Consider the following 23544-nt stretch of genomic DNA (forward strand, 5'->3'; position numbering starts at 1 on the left):
AACAAACAAAAATGACACCCGTCCTTATTTTTAACACTTCCGCTCTCTGATTTTTAACAATTTCTATAAAATCTGAGAAAAGGAGCCGGGAATGATTGAAGATTTTTCCAAAAATTTATATAATGGTTGTAGAAAAATCCGATAGAAAGGCGAGGGGATTATGAAGAAAAAACAACGGATGCCGCGCTCAGTGAGCCATCCTGATGTTCACAAAGAAGAGCGGCAGCTTTCCGCCCCGGTAAAGGATAAAAGTTTTTTTCGAACGCTTCTTTTTTCACTGCTCGGCCTGTCCGTCAGCATTACGCTTCTGCTCACCCTGTTTCTTACCGCCAATTATTTCAGGACCTCCCTGTCCATCACCACCGCATTTAACAGGAACCTGCTTTCCCAGACCAATTACACCATCACCCAGATGGACGACAACGCACAGCGCCTGACACAGGCCCTGTACGGGGACAAGGATATTATTTCCTTTTTAAATATGAAGGAACACGATTCCATGATTCCTATCCTCGCCAGCCGCACACTGGACAAGCAGCTTATGACTCTGCCTTTTGTAGACAGCATTTATCTGTACAACGCCTCCCTGGATTTGTTTTTTTCCTCCAAGAGCGGGGAACAGCTGCACAGCGGAGAATTTAAAGACGAACAGATAGCCGCACTCATCACGGATCCGGCTTTTGCTGCTTCCTATTCGGGAATCCCCATTCCCGGTACGATAAGCGGCACCTCCCATGTGGCAAAAACCCTTTCCTACCTTGTATTTGACAGCACGCAAGAAGAAAACGGGCTTAAGAATGCCATTATTATTAATGTAAACCCATCCTTACTCACGGACTCCATGCAGACCATGAACCAGTTTGAGGACGGGATGCATATGGATTTTGTGATTATGGATAAAGACGGCAGCGTCATAAGCACGGCGCTGAGCCCACAGCTGGAACAAAATTCCCAGCTGTATGAACAGCTTTACGCGCATCTGCATGACCGCTCCAAAGAGACAGGGACAAAAGGCTCCTTTTTAACCATCGGGGATATCCGGTATTTCCAGTCCGTCACCGCAGGAAATAAGTACCAATGGTATCTGATGAGCCTGATCCCTGCCAGTGTGATTTTCAAGGATATCCTCACCTCTTCCCTTGCCGGGGCCGGCATTATGCTCGGGGTACTTCTGCTGGGAAGCCTTATCTGTCTTTCCTTTGCCAGAAGGCTGAATTCCCCCATCCAGGCCATCACCCACATGATAAAGGGCGAACCGGTGGAGAAGCTGCCGTCCGCCCTGGAAGGGACCCAGGAATTCCGTCTCATCCTCGATACGTATAAAGATATGAAAAAACAAAACCGGCAGTTTGAGCAGATAAAGCGGGAAACCGCCTATTCCATCCGCCAGGACTGTCTGAATAACCTGCTCACCGGAAACAATACGGATTCCATGGAACGCATCTCCCATAAGCTCCAGGGGCTGAACCTGAGCCGCCTGCTCACCGATACCCTCTGTATGGCAGTGCTGAAAATCGACAGCTATGACCGCTTTCTTGCCGAAAATAACCCGAAGGAGCTGTGGGTGCTGCGTTTTGCCATCGTAAATATCACGGAGGAGATAGCCTCCGGCTATTTCCCCTGCCAGGTATTCAGCCGCGACAATGATAAATTCGTGGTGCTGATTTCCTGCGAAGAGGGTTCCGTATACCGGATTTTCCAGAATTCGGTGGATAAAATGCTGCTGGATGTGCAGGAAAATGTAAAACGCTGCATGGATTTATCCCTTTCTGCGGCTTACAGCACCTTTTTCAAAGGGATCGAGCATTTTCCCAGCATGTATCATAACATGAAGGATTCCCTGCTCCTGAAAATGAAATACGGACATGGATGTATCATCTCTCCCTATATGGTGGATGAACTGGAGACCGGAAGCTTCCAGTTTCCTTCCCAGAAAGCAGATCAGCTCTCCTGGTCCATCGCCGGCGCCAAGACGGAACAGGCCCTGGAGCTGTACCGGCAGATAACGGAACAGCTTTTTACCTATGACTATAATGAAATCATATCCGGAAGCATCCATCTGGCCTATACGGTATATACGGAAATTCTGCAGAAGTTTCCCGGGCTGAAGGAGGAAGGGACCTCCCTTCTGCGAAGGTTTCTGGCAGCCCTGCAGGATTCGGAAATTTCCGGGGACATCGTCAGTCACATGGAAGCGTTTATCAGGGATATGTGCGGGGAAACCCGGGCGGCAAAAGAGGATACTTCCAGGCAGAATACCAATCAGATCACACAGAACGTCTGCCGGATTATTGACCGGGATTATTCCGATCCCGCCTTGTGCTTAAGCTCCATAGCAGAGGAAATCGGATTATCCCCCAATTATATCGGTCAGATTTTTAAAACCTCCATGCAGAAATCCGTAGCCCAGTACATCCTGGATTTGCGGATGGATACGCTTTCGTACTATTTGGAACATACCAGCCTGTCTCTTTCCCGGATCCTGGAAAAGGTGGGGATTGAAAAGAATAATTATTTTTATACTCAGTTTAAAAAACATTTCGGGATGTCTCTTGGGGATTACCGGAAGAATAAAAATCAGATGGGACAGGAAAAGGATATGACAGAATGAACCAGGCCGCACGGGAACATCCCGTGCGGCCTGATGGCCGGACTACTTTATCGATGACAGGTCACGCACCTGCTGTACCTGTGCGCACATCAGCAGGAAAGCGCCTACCCCATGAAGATCATTCACCGACACGGGACGTTCACAATAATGCTTATAATCTCCCACGCCCGTACCGATACAAACGCTGCCTACCAGCAGATCCTCTCCCTCCCACTGCAGGGAATCAATCACACCTTCAAAGCCTCTTCTGGCCGGAGTCAGGTATCCTTTGTCCAAAATCCCTTTCCGTACCGCCTTGCACAGCGCCGCCGTGAAAAGACAGCTGCAGGAGGTTTCCGGCCAGTTGCCTTCTTCTCCCTCTTTATCCACTACCTGATACCATAAGCCGCTTTCCGACTGATACCGGCACACTGCCTCCATGAGGTTTCGTACCAGTTCGCAGAGGCTGTCATATCCGGGATCGCTTTCTTCCATAAAATCCAGATCATCCAATATGGCTACCGGTACCCAGCCTATGGACCGGCCCCAGAATTCCGGGGATCGGCCGGTCACCGGATCGGCCCAGCCCTCCCTTCCGGCGCTGTCCCATGCATGATAGAACAGGCCGGTCTTATCATCCCTGGTTTTTTCCTGCATCAGAAGAGCCTGCTGTACTACTATTTCCCGGTATTCGGGTTTATTAAAGCGTCTGGCATATTCCGCACAGACAGGTCCTGCCATATACAGCCCGTCCAGCCACATCTGTTCCGCAAATTCCTTCTTATGCCAGAAACCGCCCTCCTTGTTCCTGGGAAAACCCTTAACGATAGGAAGCAGGGTGTCCAGAGCCTTACGGTAACGCGGATCCCCTGTTCGGTCCATAAGCGGATACAGAAGAATTCCCGGCTGGATATCATCCAGCTGGCCCGGATCAAAGGTATGGATATCCCCGTTTTCATCTAAAATGGAATCCACCCAGTCCTTTATGTAAGTAAAATAGGCTTCCTCCCCGCATAGGCGGTATGTCTGGTACACGCCGGACAGAAATACACCCTGATGATAATGAAAATGGCCTTTGGGCGGCAGATCCTCCGCCCTGAACTTTCGCATCATGGTATCACAGGATTGCTTTGCATACGCAACTGGTTCTTTGTAACTGCTCATGATTCCTCTCCTTTTTGCTTTATTAAAATAAGAAACCGGTGACCATACCTTAGTAATTCATTGCTTCTTGAAAAAGAATAGCACATTCTTCATTCAAAAACTTCCTGAAATCACGCGCTTTCTGATAGATATCGACCTTATGCAAACGGTCACCTGCATTCCGCTTTGTTTCCCGCAGACCGCACCTCAGGGCCGTTGCTGCGCATGAATTCCACCATGGCATCCGCCGTCATGGGTTTCGCATAATAATAACCCTGGATCTGATCCACGCCGAATTCCTCCACCCGCTTTCTTTGTTCCTCGGTTTCCACGCCCTCCGCAACCACCTTCATCCCCAGCTGCTGAAAGGTATGGGAAAGATTCTTTACCGCCAGTGCCGACTTTTCATTATCCATGGAAACCCACACCAGGCTCTTATCCAGTTTGACGGTACCGAAAGGGATATTAATTACCGTTGCAATATTGGAGTACCCCGTACCGAAATCGTCCAGTCCCATCTTAATTCCATGCTGCAGCATGTGGAGGGCAAACTCCGTAACGGCCTTTGTGCTTTCCGCCAGCGTGCTTTCCGTGAATTCGATTTTAACGGCGGACATGGGGGTATGGTTCCTTCGGATGATCTCCAGCACACGTTCCTCCAGATCCTGCTGGGAAAACTGCATGGCTGAGAAATTCACATGGACGGATTCTATAGGAATGTTTTGTTCCGTCAGACGGTTGATGAACCGGCAGACCTTGTCCAGTACCACATAAGTGATATCCACAATAAGCCCCGTTTCCTCCGCGACGGGGATGAATTCATCGGGATATATGGGCCCTATCGGTGAATGCGGGATCCGCATCAGGGACTCCGCATGGGCAAAGTACCCTTTTTTCACCCCATAAATAGGCTGGTAATACATTTCAAAGCTCTGCTTCTCCAGCTGCTCCTTCAGGATATGGATGACCTGGCTGCGCCGCTCCAGCTTATCCAGCATGTCCTTGTCACAATAGCAAAGGGAACCGCATTTCCCGGCTTTAGCCTGGGATACCGCATATTCAATGGCATTTATCGTTTTTTCCAGCGTTTCTTCTTCCCCGTTATGGTTGATAGCCCCCATAGCTGCGGACATCCGGAAGCAATAATCCCCTATCTGCCAGGGTTGGGTCATACGGTTTTGTATTTCGTCCACACACCGCCTGATCCGCCCCTCATCGGGCTGCGGATATAGCAGGGCGAATTCATCACCGCTGAAGCGGTACACATTTCCCTGCGGTCCGATCCCACACAGGAACCGGCATACTTCCTTCAGGAATTCATCCCCCTTCTGCTGCCCGCATGTATTATTTACCTGACGGAAATCCCGCAGGGATACCACAATGAGGACAAATTTACGGGAAGGTGCCTTTTTTATCATGATTTTGAGCATATTCAGAAGCTCCTGCCGGTTGGGCACACCGGTCAGATAATCCAGGGAAATCTGCTTGTTCTGCAGATGCAGATAGATGATCAGAAGGGCACATGTCGCCGCAGAGCCGGACAGAATGACCTCCGGATACATCTCCTGTACGATAATGACCAGAACAGCCAGAATAGGGAAAGCGGCAAGAATATGATATATATTACGGTCAATTTTCTTATGATTCGCAAGGGTGAGCACGATACTGGCCAGACAATAGGCATAAAAAATAAGATAGGTAACCGAAACCAGGCTTCCCCTCGTATACCCTTCCCTGCTGTTAATATCAAACAGCAGCTTGTTAAAAGGATTGGCCAGAACCATAACCGCATAAAGCGCGCCGGGAATCATCCCCACCGCCATAATTTTCTTCACCTGTAAACTTTCCGTATAAATAACGGAAACGGCATAGAGAAAATAGGCCAGCCCCATAAGCGGAGTCAGGATATAATACACCGTGGTCACCGTCCAGGTCAGCCCCATCGGCACCCGCCGGTACTGATGAATCAGGATCGTAGACAGGATATTCGTCAGCATAGCGCTGAAGGTGACCAGCAGGCACCACTGGAAGATCCTGTTTTTTAAGGTTGGCAGATGGCTTCCTTTCCGGGCATATACCCATATAATCCCCATCATTACCAATGAAATCGCTTCCGCCGCAATATTCCATTCCATTCTTATCCCCCGCCAGTCCTCTCCCTTTATATTTTATATTAAGAACTATCTGTTACGCATTTATGCATGGCATACCGTTTTTACAGTTCATGTAACATTATACCTAATTACCGGCGAATCCACAATGGGAACCTACAGAAAAGAAGGGACGGCTGAACGGTTACTAAAAGAAACTGCTGCAAAAGCAGAAGGTTCTCCGCGTTTGCAGCAGTCAGTTTTAGCACCCTGTCATGGAATCAACAATTCTATTTAATGGAATTTCCCTGCATCAAAGGCAGCCTGTTTCTCATCCAGGATTTCCTGATAACCGGCATCCAGATACTGCTGGCTCATCTCTTCATACATGGATTCGAATTCTTCGTCTGTCGCAGCCTTGGTTACCAGCTGTACATAGGATTCCTTCCACAGTTCGGCCAGGTCGGAGGAATATTCTGACAGCGTTTCAACCGGTACGGTAAAGCAGGTATCCGGTGTGAAATACTCATCATATTTCTCGTTATAGGCCAGGATATCTTCGATCAGGTATTCATATCCTACAGGCGCATTGGAGAAGATAATGGATTTTCTCCATTCTTCTTCGGTTTCATACTGCTTGTTGGCATTTACCAGACACCAGTAGTCGCCGTTATCGTTGTTGGACAGCTTCTCTTCTCCGGTATAACCGGTGGGAGCTTTGATTCCGTCTTCCGTTACTTCGTAATTCTTTCCTTCAAACCCGTTCTGAAGGGCATCGATTACATCGGGCTGGCTCATCCATTCGATATACATCCATGCTGCGATCCGTTCTTCATCGGTCGCATCTGCGTTGATGCCGTAAATCATACCGAAAGGCCAGTATTCACGTCCCTGGGGAGCTTCTCCGTCAGGAGATTTGGCTGCGGGATCCAGGATTGCAAGTTCTGCATCCGGGTTCTGTGCCAATAAGGGATCGATTACGTTTTCCTGTGTTCCTGCATTGATATAGCAGGCGTAGGTAGCTGCTTTTCCAGCCACAAAGTTAGATTTGGACTGGTTTCCGTCCGTATCCAGGTAGAAGTCGGGGTCAATTAATCCGTTCTGGTATTCATAGTTCAGGTTCTTCAGATATGCCTTGGTAGGTTCCCAGGTAAAGGATGCTACGGCCAGATCGGAATTCAGAGCCCTTCCTTCCTCGTCATTGGGCCATCCTCTGAAGTTGTAATCAAAGTTAAAGGATTTGGCAAGCAGAGGTTCGGAAGCAAAGCCATAGCCGGCTTCCTTGAATTTCATCAGCATATCGTTATACTCGGTAAGGTTTTCAGGCATTTCAATTCCCAGTTCATCCATCCAATCTTTTCTTACCAAGGTACCGAAGTTGGAGGATACCAGCTCGGTCCGGTTGCCCATAACTACCATCAGCTTATCATCAATTACGCCGTAATCTTTGATGGTTTCCCCCATGGTTCCCCAGAAGGAGGGGGCATAGTATGCGATTTCATCCGCATTCAGCTCCTGATAGGCGCCCTGGGCATAGTATGCCAGGATGTTGGGATAGTCATAGTGGAAAATGAAGGTAGGGGCGCTTCCTGCGGACAGAAGCTGTGTAAAATCCTGCACCTCTGTGGAACGTCCAATGGAAACAAATTCAACGTTTACATTATATTTGTCGCCGAAGTTTTCCTGAATCCATTTGGTCCAATAGTTATCCGTGGGATTCCAGCCTTCCCAGCCTCTTTCATATACAGGCACCTGTAAAGTTACCTGCTCCGGGAATCCGCCGGAATAATCGGTAAAATCTGCGGCTGCTGCTTCTGAGCCCGCTTCTGTGCCTGCCTCGGAAGCAGCTTCCGTCTTTGCCTCCGACTGGGGTTCTGAGGATGCTGTGGTGGTTTCGCTGGATCCGCACCCTGCAAGAGTGCCCAGCGCCATTGCTGATATAAGACCTGCAGCAAGGACTTTTTGTAACGCTTTTTTCATGTTGGTTCCTCCTTGAATGATTTATAATCGTCCGCATATGCGGGTACTGCCATGACAAGTTACGTAAATACCGTCAGCCCTTTACGGCGCCGATCATGGTGCCCTGTACAAAATATTTCTGTACGAAAGGATACACACAGATAATCGGGATGGTTGCAAATACGATACAGGCTGCCTTTATGATTTCCGGATCCGTTATGGTTGACATCGCCGTATCGTTGACGGATCCCTGGATGCTCTCTGTTGCGGCCACTATCAGATAATACAGCTTCAGCTGCAGAGGCCTTAAGGATACGTTCTGTTTTATGTAGAACATGGCATCGCTGTAGGTATTCCAGCGCCCCACCGCGTAAAACAGGGTCAGGGTCGCCATAATAGGCTTGGAAAGCGGAAGGACAATCTTTCCCAGAATCGTGTAATGATTGGCCCCGTCTATGACGGCCGATTCAATCAGGCTGTCCGGGATGCCGGATTCCAGGGAATTTTTCATGATGACCATATTATAGGCGCTGAACGCCAGGGGCAGGACAAGGGAGGACATCCGTTCCAACATACCCAGCTTGTTTATCAGTATGTAATCCGGAATCATGCCGCCTGCAAAATACATGGTAAAGATGAATAAAAGGTTGATGAGCTTTCTGCCGCGCAACTCCTTCCTGGACAGCGGATAGGCTGCACATATGGTAATAACCATTCCGAGGGCGGTAAACAGGATAGTCATCAATACCGTTACGCCGAAGGATATGATAAAGGAGCTGTCATTAAAAATCTTGATATAAGCTTCCGGGGTAAACCCTTTGGGAAGCAGGAACACTTTTTTTGCAATAACAAAGCTTTCAGAGCTGAAGGACTTCGCTATTACATGGATATAGGGAAGCACACAGCTTAAACTGATAATGGTTACAAATGCATATATCAGGATGTCTGCCGCCAGATTCCGGCCTGTGGATTTTTTCCTGCCGGCCTTACGTATTTTTGCTTGTTCCGCCATTGTTCACTCCTCCTTATACCAGACCGGTTTCGCCGAGACGCTTTGCAACGAAATCGGCGCCAAGCACCAGAATCAATCCGATTATGGACTGGAAAAGGCCCAGGGCCGTTGACTGGCTGAATTTCATATCCTGGATACCCCATTGGTATACGAGAACCGGTATGGTTGTGGTATACTCGGTTGCCGCATAATTCATCAGCGCCATAATACGTTCAAAGGAACCTCCCATAATCTTGCCCAACTGCATGATTAACAGGATAACAATCGTGCTTCGGATACAGGGTAGTGTTACGCTCCACATCTGCTGCCACCGGTTTGCCCCGTCCACACGGGCCGCTTCATACAGCTCCGGGCTGACCGAGGTGATGGATGCCAGATATATAATGGTTCCCCATCCCATGGACTGCCATGCCCCGATAACAATATAGGTTATCAGCCAGCTGGTATCCTCCTGCAGGAAGTTCACCGCGTTTCCTCCCAGATTCTGAATCAGCGCGTTCACAACGCCGGTATTCACGGACAGCAGCTGATAAGCGAGGCCGCCGATGATTACCCAGGAGAGAAAGTGAGGCAGGTATAATAAGGTCTGCGTCACTTTTTTAAATTTGATGCTTCTGATCTCATTCAGCAGCAGGGCCAGGATAATCGGCATCGGAAAGCTGACCAGCAAATCCAGCACATTTAACAGCAATGTGTTTCTTAATGATTTCATGAAGTTCCTGTGGCCGAATACTTTGGCAAAGATTTCAAAGCCGACCCATTCCCCTCCGAAAAATCCATCCTTAATCTTCCAGTCCTTAAAAGCAATCTGGAGCCAGCTCATAGGAACATATTTGAACAGGAAGCAAAATGCAAGTGGTATCAGTAATAAGGAATATAACTGCCAATCTCTCTTGAAACAGGAAGCAAAGCTCCTCTGTTGTTTTTTCGCCTGCTTTACTGCAAGCTTGTTATCAGCTGTCACAGCTGATTTTTTACTACTCATAAAATTTCCCCTTCCTTCCGCCATGACGTTTTCCGTTTTCTTGCTTCCCAGTATAGCTTTCGCTCGATATTTTGTAAATTATCATTTTTGATAGGCAGAATCATTTTTGAGTGTGTATGCAAACCCTTGAAAACAGGGAGTTTTTTTGTAATCATTTTTTTGTATCTATAAAAATACACGCAGCTCACTCCTGAATTTACATTTAATTCTGCTATAAAAAGTGGCATTTCCGAAAGTAAAAATCAAAATTGATGCGTCATTTTGTATAGAAATCAATAAAAAAGCCCTTCTTTCGCTATCGTTTTGACGAAAGAAGGGCTTTATGCTATTATTTCCATCTACTTTTTGCCAAGGTCCCTTACCCCGTTAGGTGTTGTTCCCTCATATTTCTTGAAAAAACGGTTCAGGCTTTGTACATTATGGTAGCCGACCATCCCGGCAATATCGGGTATTTTAAGGTCCGTTGTCAGTAAAAGCTTCTTGGCTTCCCGTATCCGCAGGCGGTTCACATAGTCCACCATGCTGATATCCCCGCCTTCCTTGACTACCCGGCGCATATAGGAATAGCTGATCCCTATGTTCTCCGCCGCTTCTTCATAGTCAATATCCTCCTTATAATGCTCCTCCAGATATGCGATGATGCGGTCATACAGCTTCACATCCTCTTTTTCCTCCGTCACTTCCCCCAGGTATTCCTGAATCCGGCGGATAAACTCCTTCATGAAAAGCTCGATTTCTTCAATGGTATCCATTTCCGCTATAGCTGTGTAGGCCTGCCTTCCGTTACCCAGGAATTTGGATATCTGGATTTTCTCCTCCATCAGGGCTTTGATAATGGCCCCTATCATCTGCTGATAGATAAGCACCACATTATCATAGGAAATATCCTCTATGGCAACGATTTGTTCCCTTACCAGCTCCAGTTCTTCATAAACGGCATCCATTTTCTGCAGCTTCAGATAGTTGATTATCTTATTTTCGCTGTCATAGGGATAAAAATACCGTTTGCTTTCGTTCATCCGGGGATTCCAGAAGATAATCTGGTTTTTTCCGGCTATAATGCGGTGCTTTACCGCCGCCGTCGCTTCGGCCATCCCTTCATTCAAATCATCGATGTCCGCATGTACGGCGCTTATCCCGATTGTCAGGCTATAATCAAAGATCTGTCTTGTCTGCTGCTTGACCAGATCGATTTTATCCCTGATATAAGCCGCCGTTTTCTTCTGATCATAGGCTTTTATGTTCAGGATAACCGCACAGGTAGTGGAGCGGAAGCGGATAGCTTTGGCCACGTACCCCTCCTGGCTGAGACAGTCGGTGAACAGGTCCTCTATCTGAAGGAAGTAAAACATCCGCTCATCCGAATTGTATTTCCGCAGCATTTCGCTGCCGCCGTCCACACTGGCAAGCAGCACCATAAAATGCTCATACGGGAAGCTCTTGGCCAGGTTTTCCTTTTTCTCACGGGATTCCAGCGTTCCCGTCAGCATTTCCCGGAGATGAAGCCGCTGGGCATCTGAATTTTTCTTCTCCAGAATTTCATGGATCTGGCTTTCCTCCGACTTCATTTTCTTGAAAACTTCATTTAAATAGTATACTTCATTTTTGGAGGGGGCTTTTTCCGTCATTCCTTCTGTCATATTTTCTTTCACATTGTTAAAAAGCATACGGAAGGGCTTGAAAATCCAATAGGATATGAGGAGGACCAGAATCATTTCCACGGCAATGGCGAGCATAATGATGAGCATGGCGGTAGAAGAAACCGTCTTTACCTGCCGCATGATATCGTCCATGCTGTAGTTTACCACGTAGATCCAGTTATTGAAGCTTGATTTCTTATAGGCACACAGGTAGCGTACCCCTGCCTCCTCGTAGTCAAAATAACCTGTTTTTTGTTTGGATCCGGTAATGTTGTCGATAATCACCTGGTTCTCTTCCCCGGCGAGGAAACGGTCATTATCCGGATGGCATATTATATTTTTGTCTTCATCGAGAATATAGCAGGTTCCGGATGCCTGGTTGGTGGGATTGATGAATTCGCTTAATCTGGAATTATAGACGTTGCAGACAATATAGCCTCCCTTGGCCGTTATCAGGGGACTGATGGAATAAACATAGGAAAGGACCGGAATGCTGTTCCGGCTTGCTTTTTCATATTCCGCCCCTCCGTCATGGGAAGTATCCAGCTCTCTTGCGATCCATTTCCCCCGGATCCCGTTCTCATTGATATCTTCCTCTTCCATCCAATCCATGGATACATAATTTTCCAAACGGCAGATATTCTTGTCGGAGGAAATCACATAATCGCTGCCCTTCCCCATATAAAAACAGGAGTGTACCATTTTCTCCGTACCAAAAACGCGGCTCAGATAGGACTGGGCGTCCCAGGCTGTCCTGACCATCTCAAAATCAATATTCAGCTCCTGGTACGAAGTGACCTGTCCCAGGTTTCTGTAAGCCGTGCTGTTGGCAAACTGGATCACATTTCTTGTATAGCTGCTTAGTATAAGCTCCGTGGCATTGCTGACGGATTCCAGATTATCCAGCTTGGACACCGCAATATTTTCCTCCGCATATTTGGCCACATCCTGCATGGCATAATAGGCGATTAAGGAAGTCGGAATGATCAGCACACAAAAAATCATAAGAAATATCTGCCAGAAAAAAGAAAATCGCCTCATGCTTCCCCCTGTAATCGGTTCTTCTTCTCGTGTTATCTTTTTACAGAAATCCCGCTGCTTTCCTCCAGGATTTCCTCCCTGTCCACATATGCCTCAAGAGAGGGATCGATTTCATAGCGGCCCTCTACGGCAAGGCCTTTTACATAGCGGGCATAAAGCCAGGGAATCCGGTGCTCGTACACATCCCTTACGGAAGGCTGTTCGTCAAACACGCCCGGGTTATGCCCGCCCTGTTTTTTCCAGGTGATCCGGCTGTCGCTAATCCGGATATCTTCTATGACCGCATCCTCCTCCCCCGCTATGAACAGCGCGGATTCCGCATAAAGCCTGATGTGGTCGAAGGTTATCCCTCTGATCTTTCCCGGATACTTCTTTTCCCCTTTTCGATAGGAGGCAGAAAGGAACAGAGGTTCTCCCTTGCCCCACCACCTGGGGGCAAAGGTCCGGTTCACGCCGTCTGCATATCTTCTGGTATTCCCCGTAATATGATGAACCTGGATATCCTCCACCGTGCCGCCGTCGCGCACCCAGATCCCCACCGCCCGGGAACAGTCCCGCACAATGCAGTCAGCAAATATCACATTCCGGATATCCCCATAGGTTTCCGTCCCGATTTTAAGCGCCGAATCCCGGGAATGGAGAATGCAGTCTGTTATGACCACATTTTCACAGCTGCCGTATTTTTCCCATACCGGCCTGGTCGCCTTTAAAACAATGGAATCATCCCCGCTTTCGATCAGGCAGTTACGGATGATCACATTCCGGCAGCCGTCCGGGTCAATGCCGTCGTTATTCGGCCCTCTGTCATTATTCAGGATACGGATGCCGTCCACAAGCACATTTTTACAGCCCGCCATATGTAAGGTCCAGAAACAGGCATCATAAAACGTGATCCCTTTGACCTGTAATCCGTCCACATCCTCCAGATAGGAGGTCCGGGTACGGAAACCGGCTATCGCCAGCGGGCATTCATGAAAACCTTCGTCGGCATCGTCATCCACATACACGTTCCTGCCCTGTCCGTCAATGGTCCCTTCCCCGTCTATGGTGATATTCCGGGCATGGCAGGCATACAGAAAACAGCCGTTTTCAATACCGTCCATCGAATCCTTGTCATGGGAAAAATTGATGATATCCTCCGGTTTATTGCTGGCAATCAGGACGCTTCCTTTTTCCAGGTACAGCTCCACATCGGATTGCAGCCGGAGCGTCCCCGACAAAAAACGGCCCGGCGGGACCACCACTCTCCCGCCGGTTTTGGCACAGTCCTCTATGGCTGCCTGGATCTGCTTCTGATTGTTTGTCGTTCCGTCGGCCAGCGCGCCGTAGTCCAGAATATTATACTGCATCTCGTATCCTCCCCTGTCTGCCGTCATTCGTTTTCCTCTTACATATCCCTGGATTTTTTCACACAGGCCTTTACAGCCTCAAATACGGCGCTGCGCAGTCCCTTTTCCTCCAGTACCCGCACCGCCTCTATGGTGGTTCCGCCGGGCGAGCATACCATATCCTTTAATTCACCGGGATGCTTACCGGTTTCCAGCACCATTTTCGCACTTCCCAGCACCGCCTGGGCGGCAAAGGTATAAGCCTGGGCACGGGGCATGCCGTCCGCAACGGCGGCGTCCGCCATGGCTTCAATAAACAGGAACACATAAGCAGGGGAACTGCCGCTCACCGCCGTAACCACATCCATGAGGTGCTCCGCGATGATTTCCGTCCTGCCGAAACCGCTGCAGATATCCCGGACGGTTTCCAGATCCCCGGCCGTCACCTGTTCATTGGGGCACATGCCCATCATTCCCTCTTTTACCATAGCGGGGGTATTGGGCATGGTGCGTATGATTTTTAAAGGCTTTCCGAACTGCGAAGCAAGCCATTCCAGCGTTTTTCCCGGCGCTATGGTGACAACGATCTGCCCCATCCCTACCGTATCCCGAATCTCCTCTATCACGCTTGCGTAATACTGGGGCTTCACCGCCAGGAACAGCACATCGGCAAAGGCCGCCACTTCCTTATTGTCCTTTGTGGTAAGGATCCCCATCTCTTCTTTTCTTGCTGCCAGCGCCTTTTCCAGCGCATCGGAAGCCATCAGTTCCCGGGGAGTGCATTTTCCGGAATCCAGGATCCCTTGCATCATAGCGCCTCCCATGTTCCCGCATCCGATAAATCCGATTTTCATACTCTTTCTTCCTTTCCGTATATGTTCGTAACGCAGACTCCGCAGGTGCCAAATGGCCTTCCGCCCGCCGGCAGAGCGGTGCCCCCGGGACGGAAGGCCATTTGGCACCTGCGGAGTCTGCGTTCGTAAATGATACATTACCAGGTAACTATTTTAAGGAAACAACGTGTCAGGAAAAACTCTGCTCGGTACGTTCGATGATTTCATCCTGGAGCGCTTTGCTCAGATTCCGGAAATGGTCGCTGTAGCCGGCCACCCTGACGATCAGATCTTTATATTCCTCCGGACTGCGCTGGGCATTTATCAATGTCTGTTTATCGATCACATTGAACTGGATATGGTGGCCGTCCAGGTTAAAATAGGTCCGTATGAGATTAGCCATCTGGTTCAGGCCCTCTTCCCCGGCTACGACAGAAGGTGTAAATTTCTGGTTAAGAAGCGTACCTCCCGTACAAAGATGATCCATTTTGGAACAGGATTTGATAACCGCTGTAGGTCCGTTGGTATCCGCCCCTTTTTCCGGGGATATTCCTTCGGACAGAGGCTTATGCGCATGCCGCCCATTGGCACTTGCCAGGCAGACATCCCCGAAATATACATGGCAGGTGGTAGGCAGCATATTTATGCGGTACGTGCCTCCCCGGTTATTCCGTCTCCCTGTAACACTCTTATAATAGAAGGAAAATACCTCTTCCATAATGGAATCTGCATAATCGTCATCGTTCCCGTATTTAGGGGTCCTGCCGGAAACCAGGTTATGGATCCTGTCATACCCTTCATAATCCGCCAGCAGGGCATCCATCAGCTCCTTCATAGAGAACCTGGCTCTGTCGAATACCTGGTATTTGATGGCCGCCAGGCAGTCCGTGATGGTTCCGATCCCCACGCCCTGGATATAGCTGGTATTGTATCTGGCACCTCCCGCATTGTAGTCCATGCCCCGGCTGATACAGTCGTTGGTAAGGACAGACAGGAAAGGAACCGGCATTTCCCGGGCATAAATGGATTCAATGACCAGGCTTCCCCGTATCTTAATATCCAGGAAGTATCGGACCTGGGCACAGTAGGCTTCCCAAAGCTCCTCATAGTTTGTAAAATCATACCCATATCCGGTTTCAGGCCCCAGCTGGGTTCCTGTCATATAGTCATACCCGTTATACAACGCCAGCTCCAGAAGCTTGGGAAGGTTAAAATAACCGGTGAGGATATAAGCCTCATTCCCGAAAGCCCCCGTTTCCACACAGCCGCTGGTGCCGCCTTTTCTGGCATCCGCAATACTCTTTCCCGCATTCAGCAGCTCCTGCACTATGGCCTCCGTATTATAAAAAGCAGGCTGTCCCCAGCCTTTTCTGGATATCTCACAGGCTTTCTTCAGGAAGTCCAGGGGGGTTTTCCGGCTGATCTGTACATTGGAGCTGGGCTGCAGGAGCTTCATTTCATCCATACATTCCAGAATCAGGTAGCTGACCTCATTGACGCCGTCCTTCCCGTCCGGCGTGATTCCTCCCGTATTGATATTGGCAAAGTCGGTGTAGGTGCTGCTTTCCTTCAGGGTAATCCCCACCTTGGGCGGCGCCGGCTGGTTATTGAACTTGACCCACAGGCATTCCAGAAGCTCCTTGGCCCTGTAGTCATCCAGCCTTCCTTCTTCCACATCCTTCCGGTAAAAACGGATCAGATGCTGATCCAGCCTGCCGGGGCTGTAGGCATCCCAGGGATTCAGCTCCGTGGTTACCCCAAGGTGGACAAACCAGTACATCTGGATCGCCTGCCAATAGGTTTCCGGGCGGCGGGCAGGAACCCGGCGGCAGTTCCGGGCAATCTGCAGCAGCTCCGCCTTCCGCTCTTCCTCCCGGCAGCCGCAGGCCATATCCTCCGCCAGCTGCGCATACCGGGAGGCCAGGAGAATCACGGCATCACAGGCGATATCCATTCCTTTTAACTGTGCTTCCTTTTCCAGCGCCTGCGGGTCATGCAGGTAATCCAGCCGCTCCCGTTCCCGCCCGATATCCTCTTTATATTCCAGGAGGCCTTTCCGGTATATATTTTCCGAACCCACCGTATGCCCCGGGCCTCTCTGCTCCATGAATTCGGTAAAAATCCCCGCCTGATACGCCGCCTTCCACTCCGGCGTCATGTGAGACAGTATTTTGTGCCGGATGGAACGCTTTTCCCAATAGGGGATTATCTCCTTTTGCTGGAATTCATAATCCTCTTCCTTTACCCGGAAGCTGATCAATTCCCGGTCATTCATAACCTTTAAATCCTCCGCCGTATGGCAGCAGAGATCCGGAAAGGTGGGCGAAGCCTGCGGACCGCAGCCCTTTTCTCCCACAATCAGCTCTCCTTCCCCGATATACAGGGTCTTTTTGGCAAAATAGTTTTTTAAGGCCAGTGCCCGTAATTCCGGCACGCTGACCTCCCCCTCATACTGCCGGTAACTCTCGGTAAAGTACCTGGCACGCTCCATATCGATATGCGGCGGGGTATCAAGGCTCTCCCGCCTCAGCCTCCGTATCCTCTCATTCATTCCCCGTTCTTCCATTTCCGACGTTTCCTTTCTCTGTATTCTCTCATGGAACTGCCGCAAGATACCTTCATCCTCCGAGGAAAACCGGTATCCCGCTCCTTTGCCCCAACAGCTCCCGCAGCTGCTGCATCCGTTCCTCCGACGGCACATAAAAAGCGCTGTCCTGATAATCCCGGCCCAATTGCCGGTATTTTCCGCTCCCCGTCTTATGATAAGGAATCAGATTCACCTGCCCGGCATGTATCTGTTCTTCCCTCAGGAAATCCGCCATCCGCCCTATCTGCGTTTCCCCGTCGTTCACACCGCCGATTACAGGTATCCGGATCCATATGCGGGCCCCCTGCCCGGACAGACGCTTCAGGTTTTCCAGTATCTGCCGGTTATCCCTGCCGGTGTATTCCTTGTGTTTATCTTCCTCCATGAGCTTCAGATCATAAAGGAACGTATCCGTATAGGGCAGCACCCGTTCAAAAACCGGAAAAGGAACCGCGCCGCAGGTATCGATATTAATAGAAATTCCCCGCCGGAAGAGGCCGCGCATCAACGGTTCCAGATAATCCGGATCCTGGGCCAGCGCCTCCCCTCCCGACAAGGTAACCCCGCCGTCCGAGGTTTCATAAAAGGCCCTGTCCTTCAGAAGCTCTTCCGTCAGCTCCCGGACGGTATAGGTTCTTCCGCACACCTGCCTGGCATTTCTTACACAGCTGTCCGCACAGTCCCCGCAGGCACTGCAGAGCTGCCTTTTGGTATACGCCTTCCCGGATACCGGCATGACAGCTCCATTCGGGCATTCCTGCACACAAGCACCGCAGCCGGTGCAGCGTTCCTCATAAAAAAGAAGCTCTTTTCCATAATCCTGGGTTTCCGGGTTATGACACCATCTGCAGGACAATGGACAGCCCTTGAAAAAAACGGTGGTGCGGATGCCCTTCCCATCATGGATGGAATATTTCTGGATATTGGTAATCAATGGTAACTTCATTTTTCCTTCCCTTACTCAAATTTCGCATCTACCAACCGGGTGGTCCCCTGTCCCATAGGGAAATTATAATCCCGGTCCGGCATAATGCCAAGTATTTTTTAACACAAGGCGGATGCCGTGCAGCCATTCGGTTACGGTTCACGCCCCCTGTGCCGCAACGAAGCGGGGTGTAGATAAAAAAGTTTGGCGTCACCCGCCTCTGCTTCCCTGTGCGGCCTGCTGTCCTGCAAGGTTCCTTCCAGGGGACGCTTTCGCTCGGATAATCACGCAGCGGTACCAAGGCTGCAAAGGACGCAGCCAAAGGACCGGCGTGCTTATAACGCCCCTTCCAGGAATCCTTGCAGGGCAGCAGGCCGCACAGGGAAACTGGGGCGGGTGATGACCAACTTTTTTATCTACATCCAACGAAGCGCTCCCGGTTGACCCCGCCCCCGGCACATGGTAAACTCCTGTTAAAGAGCTGCTTACATGCCTTTTTTATTACTTACACAGGAGAAAATGCCTTTCGGCAGGCATACAGAAAAACCATGGACTCATATGTTATTGAACGGATTATCAGTATCATCCACAGTGAAATACGGCTGGTAGGTAAAGACGGACATATACGGGAACGGTTCGGCAATCTTCCCGAAAAGGAGGATCCTTTCTGTACGGATCCTTCTTTTTTGCATGCCTGTTTAGCCAGGCCGCCGCTTCCCCTGCCGGATATTTTTACTGAACATACGTATATCTACTACGCCCTGCTGCGCCTTCCCGGCGGCACCTCCCTTCTGGCAGGCCCGGTCCAGGTTATCCGCGGGACTCATGACCCGGCTTCCTGGATGGCGGCAAAGCATGCGGTCCCCGTCCCGCAGCTAAAGCTTCCTTATTGCGATGCCGGCACCTTCCTGAATGGAATCCTGCTTCTCTGCCACTCTCTGACCGGCAAAGAAATCAGCATAAATGATTTATGCGTTTATCACGGTTTTCCTGAAAAGGATTTGGCGCACAAGGAGTTGAACCGTCTCGTTTTTGCTTCCCAGGAATCGGAAATCCCCCACAATCCTTACAGCCACGAAGCCCGGAAACTAAAAAGCATAGAAGAAGGCAGCCTGGAACTCCTGCAAAAATGCCAGGAGGAGGTTTGGGTCGGGGAACTGGGCAGGGTGGCGGACACCCCCTTAAGACAGGAAAAAAATATCGCTATTATTGTGATTGTGCTGGCTTCAAGAGCCGCTATCCGCGGAGGGCTCCTGCCGGAACTGGCTTTTTCCATGGCGGACAGCTTTATTATCCGTACCGAACGGATGACCGATATCCTGCAGATCCGTTCCGCCTCCCGCCAATTCGAAGAAGAATTTGCCGTGAGCGTACACAATCTGCATAAATCCATCAGCAAAAACAAATATGTGGATCTGGCAAAAGAATATGTCTACCGCCACCTCCACTCCGCCATAAGCATTGGGGAAATAAGCCGGTATGCAGGCCTGAATAAAGATTATCTCTCCCTGCTTTTCAGCCGCTGTGAAGGTATTACCCTGCAGCATTACATCCGCCGGGAAAAAATACGCCAGGCGGAATATATGCTGAAATACTCCGACGAAAAAATGGATGAAATCGCCGCCCACCTCGCTTTTTGCTCCCAAAGCCATTTCAGCCACTGCTTTAAAGAGGAAACAGGCATGACCCCCAGCCAATACAAAAATCAATTTTACAAAACCTAATATTTACGACAAAAATACCATATTTTTAATATACTATTTTTTTATTTCATGTTATTTATTAGATAACTCAAACTTTGCAGGCGCCAAATGGCCTTCCGGCAGCGCCCCGAAGGCAGCGGGCGGAAGGCCATTTGGCACCTGCTAAGTTTGAGTAAGATAACAGCAAAATACGATTGTTCAAGGAGGATAACAGGACATGGGAATATCTGTTCAGGTAAACGAAAAAAGAATCAGGGGCCTGCGAAGCCCTATGCTTTACGGCCATTTTATCGAGCATTTCCACAGACAGATCTATGACGGCATTTATGATCCCGCCAACCCTTTATCGGATGAGGACGGTATGCGAACGGATATCATAGAAGCCATGCGCCGGATAAAGGTTCCCATACTCCGCTGGCCCGGAGGCTGCTTTGTCTCCTCCTACCACTGGAAGGACGGCGTGGGAAAAAACAGACAGCCTTTTTTTGATAAAGCCTGGCGTGTGGAGGATCCCAATACCTTCGGTACGGATGAATACATGAAAATGTGCCGCAAAATCGGCTGTGAACCCTACATCTGTACCAATGCAGGAACCGGAACCGCAGAAGAAATGAGCGACTGGGTGGAATACTGCAACCTGGAAACTGAAGGGAAATATGCCAAATGGCGTATTGAAAACGGCAGCCCCCGGCCTTATCAGGTAAAATACTGGAGCATCGGCAATGAAAACTACGGTTTCTGGGAAATCGGCGCCAAATCCGCTGAAGAGTGGGGCCGGCTGGTGAAGGAAGCGGCCAAAATGATGAAGCATGTGGATCCGCAGGCCCAGCTATCCGCCGCGGCCCTCTCGGATTTGGACTGGAACATCAATCTGCTGAAAAACTGCGGACCGTTCCTGGACTGGATTTCCATCCACGAATACTGGGATATGATGCCGGAAAAGAACGAGCCGGCCACCTACGAACAATGCATGGCTTACACAGACCATATCGGCCACGCGGTGGATGAGGTGAGAGGTATGCTGGCGGCTATGAAGCTGGACAAAAAAATCCGGATTGCCTTTGATGAATGGAACCTGCGCAGCTGGCACCATCCCAACGTCCACACCGTCCGGCAGGGTATCTGCAAAGAAGAGTATATCACTCCCAGGGATAAAAATGACGACAACAGCATCTATACGATGGCGGATGCCGTATTCACCGCCTGCTTTTTAAGTGAAATGAACCGGAACTGCGACATCGTGGGCATGGCTAATTTTGCGCCAATCCTGAATACCCGGGGATGTATTTACAGCTATCCGGAAGGAATCGTCCTGCGCAGCACCTATCATGTATTTGATTTGTATGTGAATTACATGGGAGATACCGTAGTGGATGTATGGGCGCAGGATGCGATCCCCTCTATGCAGGCCGCCGGCAAAAACGGGCAGGAACTCACCGTGGATACCTTGGATCTTCTCGCCACTACCTGGTCGGATCGCCCCGGAGCGGCTGTTGCCGCCGTCAACAAGCATCCTTCGGAAGCCGCCTCCATCCAATTATCCCTGGCCTGTGAAGGGATGAATGCCGTTATATACCGGCTGAATGGAGAAAGTACGGATTCTTACAACGATATTGGCCGGACCGGGGTTTCCATACGGAGAGAGGAACTGGGGAAATACCATGCTTCTATGGAAATCCGTCTGGAACCCCATTCGGTAAATGTAATTCAATTCCTGCCCTGAGACGTTCCCAAAATGAAATGCACTACGCCGCAGTCATACTGGGCCCAGATTCCATGGCGGGCCTCATCACCGGAGCGTATCCGATCCGTGACAAATGCGCCTTCTTCGAAGTGCCCTTCCTCCAGACAGAGGAATTCCATTCCATGAGCCAGGTGCTGCCCGTTCATCCAGCCTGCAGGCAGGGATCCGTCCTCCGGCACCTGCTCTGTAAAAAACAGCCTTACCTTATGGCCCACCAGGAAAAACTCATCCTCTCCCATACAGAACAGCAGCCCTCTCGCCGTTTCCTCCGTAAGGCTTACCGGCACCCTGCGGGGCTCCCCTTCACTATCCCTGCCATGATGGTAATCAAACGGTACCCAGCCCGCATAATCCATAGCCACTCCGGCAAAAGAAACCCTGCATCTGCGGTTTCCCACTTCCAGGAAACAGGAATCCTGTCCCACGCTCTGGCAGAAGGCATGGATCGCCTGCGCCCCGCCGCCCGGCAGCAGCAGTCCTGCTGCTGCCGTAAGCATCGTAAACGAATGCATCACCGGCTCTGCGGACTCCTTCAGCCTCCCCTCCGGATCCAGACAGCTTTCTATTCCAAATACATGATATCCAATCGCCTGACGGCTCCCCACCGCCTCAAACATACAGGTGGCATTCACGGCGGTCAGGCCGGATTCGGGCACATACAGCGGCCATCCCTGCTCTCCCTTTCCGTATATGCCATAGGCTTTCCGCACCGCCTCCGGATTCTGTTCATAGATATCCGGGCAAATGGCATCCAGATGCCCGCAGGCGCAATGCCACAGCGGAAGGCATTTGGAAACCGCGCCGCCGCAGGGATATTCCAGCCCCGCCAGATTCCATCCGTAATCGCTGTTGCGGTCCATCCAGACATTAGTATACATAAAAATATCGTAAATATCTTTTCCCCTTGCGGCAATTTCATCAATATATCCGGCAATAGCCCATGCCGTACACAGCTCGGCCCCGAACGGACCGAACATCTCCCGCCAGTTCCCCTGCTTCCTCCTGCCGTTCTTTACCCAGCTGTCGTGCATCGCCCCTTCTGCTGTTTCAGCGGTCCGTCTGACCTCTTCCGGCACGTCTTCCTCAAAAGCTTTTGTTCCCGCCTCGCCAAAATCCCGTCTTGTGGCCGCGTAAATACCCGGTTCGTTCTCTACCTGTACGGCGAGGATGGTCTCCTGCTTTTCATCATAGTCCCTGATGATTTCCATAAGCGCACAAAAAGCCTTTGCATCCTGTTCCAGATTGCTGCGGCTGTGGGGTGAAAGAACGGTGGTTTCCGTCCCATCCTTGCACAAAACGCGCGGGAACCGCTTCCGATCCTTTTTTACCCAGGCAGGCGTATATTCCATCTGCCCGTTTTTCCAGGTCCCGAACCAGAGCAGAATTCCATGCAGCCCATGGCACCGGATATTGTCTATCACCGTATGTACATAGCTGACATCATAGGCGCCTTCTTCCGGCTCGAAAGCATCCCAGCAGACAGGCACCGCAATGGTATTGGCACCGATTGCCTTCAGACTTTGAAAGGATCGTTCACAATCCTCTTCATACTGCCTGTTCCCTTTCCTTCCTATGGGATAACCCGATGAATTATGCACCTGCCCGCCGACAGAAAAAAATGGTTGCCCTAAAACCGAAAAGTACGTATGACGCATTTGCATCCCTCCCCTTCTTCATTCTTTCTTACTTTTCCACCAATACCCGGCAAAGCTTCTTAAAAAAAGATATCCCATAGTACGTAAAGGTATGATATCCCTCCAGCTTCAGCTCCGCATCGTACTGCTTCTGTTTTATCTGTTCCAAAGCCTCCCTTGCACTGCTGTCCAGCTGTGCAAAGGTATCTGCCACTTTCAATTCCATAATGACCGCTGTTCCGTCATAGGGCGCCGACAATAACAGCAGGTCACTCCTGCCCAGACCACTTTCCCGGTTCGATTTCAGGGTATAGCCATCCAGCATTTTCA

15 protein-coding genes are annotated in these 23544 nt (G+C 50.0%); 3 read left to right on the forward strand and 12 right to left on the reverse strand.

Annotation, left to right across the window (positions count from 1 at the left end; translation table 11 throughout):
• Positions 1–160 precede the first annotated feature (160 nt).
• The gene (locus tag DXA36_RS29270; RefSeq protein ID WP_118682797.1) at positions 161–2611 is read left to right on the forward strand and encodes an AraC family transcriptional regulator; all 2451 of its coding nucleotides are present in this window, start codon (positions 161–163) and stop codon (positions 2609–2611) included.
• A 42-nt stretch (positions 2612–2653) separates the two neighbouring features.
• On the opposite strand, the gene DXA36_RS29275 is transcribed toward DXA36_RS29270, so the two are convergent.
• The 10 genes from DXA36_RS29275 to DXA36_RS29320 form a co-directional block, all read right to left on the reverse strand.
• Positions 2654–3754 carry a glycoside hydrolase family 88/105 protein gene (locus tag DXA36_RS29275; RefSeq protein WP_118682798.1) on the reverse strand — a complete coding sequence of 367 codons (1101 nt, stop codon included), beginning with the start codon at positions 3752–3754 and terminating at the stop codon, positions 2654–2656.
• 149 nt (positions 3755–3903) lie between these two features.
• Entirely contained in the window at positions 3904–5868 is a 1965-nt protein-coding gene (locus DXA36_RS29280; protein ID WP_118682799.1) for an EAL domain-containing protein, read from the reverse strand.
• Between the two features lie 249 nt (positions 5869–6117).
• The gene (locus DXA36_RS29285; protein ID WP_118682800.1) at positions 6118–7803 is read right to left on the reverse strand and encodes an extracellular solute-binding protein; all 1686 of its coding nucleotides are present in this window, start codon (positions 7801–7803) and stop codon (positions 6118–6120) included.
• Between the two features lie 73 nt (positions 7804–7876).
• Positions 7877–8794 (reverse strand): carbohydrate ABC transporter permease, encoded by a 918-nt coding sequence (locus DXA36_RS29290; RefSeq protein WP_207666387.1) that lies wholly within the window; start codon positions 8792–8794, stop codon positions 7877–7879.
• Positions 8795–8807: 13 nt separating this feature from the next.
• Positions 8808–9779 carry an ABC transporter permease gene (locus tag DXA36_RS29295; protein ID WP_118682810.1) on the reverse strand — a complete coding sequence of 324 codons (972 nt, stop codon included), beginning with the start codon at positions 9777–9779 and terminating at the stop codon, positions 8808–8810.
• Between the two features lie 338 nt (positions 9780–10117).
• Entirely contained in the window at positions 10118–12460 is a 2343-nt protein-coding gene (locus tag DXA36_RS29300) for a helix-turn-helix domain-containing protein (protein ID WP_118682801.1), read from the reverse strand.
• Between the two features lie 32 nt (positions 12461–12492).
• Complete coding sequence (locus DXA36_RS29305) at positions 12493–13836, reverse strand: glycoside hydrolase family 28 protein (protein ID WP_243114774.1); 1344 nt, start codon at positions 13834–13836, stop codon at positions 12493–12495.
• 11 nt (positions 13837–13847) lie between these two features.
• Positions 13848–14642 carry a pyrroline-5-carboxylate reductase gene (gene proC / locus DXA36_RS29310; protein ID WP_118682802.1) on the reverse strand — a complete coding sequence of 265 codons (795 nt, stop codon included), beginning with the start codon at positions 14640–14642 and terminating at the stop codon, positions 13848–13850.
• A gap of 169 nt (positions 14643–14811) precedes the next feature.
• Entirely contained in the window at positions 14812–17187 is a 2376-nt protein-coding gene (gene hypD / locus DXA36_RS29315; RefSeq protein WP_118682812.1) for a trans-4-hydroxy-L-proline dehydratase, read from the reverse strand.
• A gap of 52 nt (positions 17188–17239) precedes the next feature.
• A complete protein-coding gene (locus tag DXA36_RS29320) occupies positions 17240–18154 on the reverse strand; it encodes a glycyl-radical enzyme activating protein (protein ID WP_118682803.1) in 915 nt (304 codons plus the stop codon).
• Between the two features lie 527 nt (positions 18155–18681).
• Here DXA36_RS29320 and DXA36_RS29330 point away from each other — a divergent pair.
• Together DXA36_RS29330 and DXA36_RS29335 are read left to right on the forward strand one after the other, a co-directional pair.
• Complete coding sequence (locus DXA36_RS29330) at positions 18682–19857, forward strand: helix-turn-helix domain-containing protein (protein ID WP_118682805.1); 1176 nt, start codon at positions 18682–18684, stop codon at positions 19855–19857.
• Positions 19858–20053: 196 nt separating this feature from the next.
• On the forward strand, positions 20054–21559 hold the full coding sequence (locus DXA36_RS29335; RefSeq protein WP_118682806.1) for an alpha-L-arabinofuranosidase C-terminal domain-containing protein: 1506 nt from the start codon (positions 20054–20056) through the stop codon (positions 21557–21559).
• Here the strand turns inward: DXA36_RS29335 and DXA36_RS29340 are convergent.
• Positions 21544–23235 carry a DUF5597 domain-containing protein gene (locus DXA36_RS29340; protein ID WP_182479313.1) on the reverse strand — a complete coding sequence of 564 codons (1692 nt, stop codon included), beginning with the start codon at positions 23233–23235 and terminating at the stop codon, positions 21544–21546. The genes DXA36_RS29335 and DXA36_RS29340 overlap by 16 nt on opposite strands.
• Positions 23236–23263: 28 nt before the next feature.
• Positions 23264–23544 (reverse strand): PD-(D/E)XK nuclease domain-containing protein (locus DXA36_RS29345; protein WP_182479314.1); only part of this gene is annotated, 281 nt, incomplete at its 5' end.

This window comes from Eisenbergiella sp. OF01-20 (assembly GCF_003478085.1).
Lineage (GTDB): Bacteria > Bacillota > Clostridia > Lachnospirales > Lachnospiraceae > Eisenbergiella.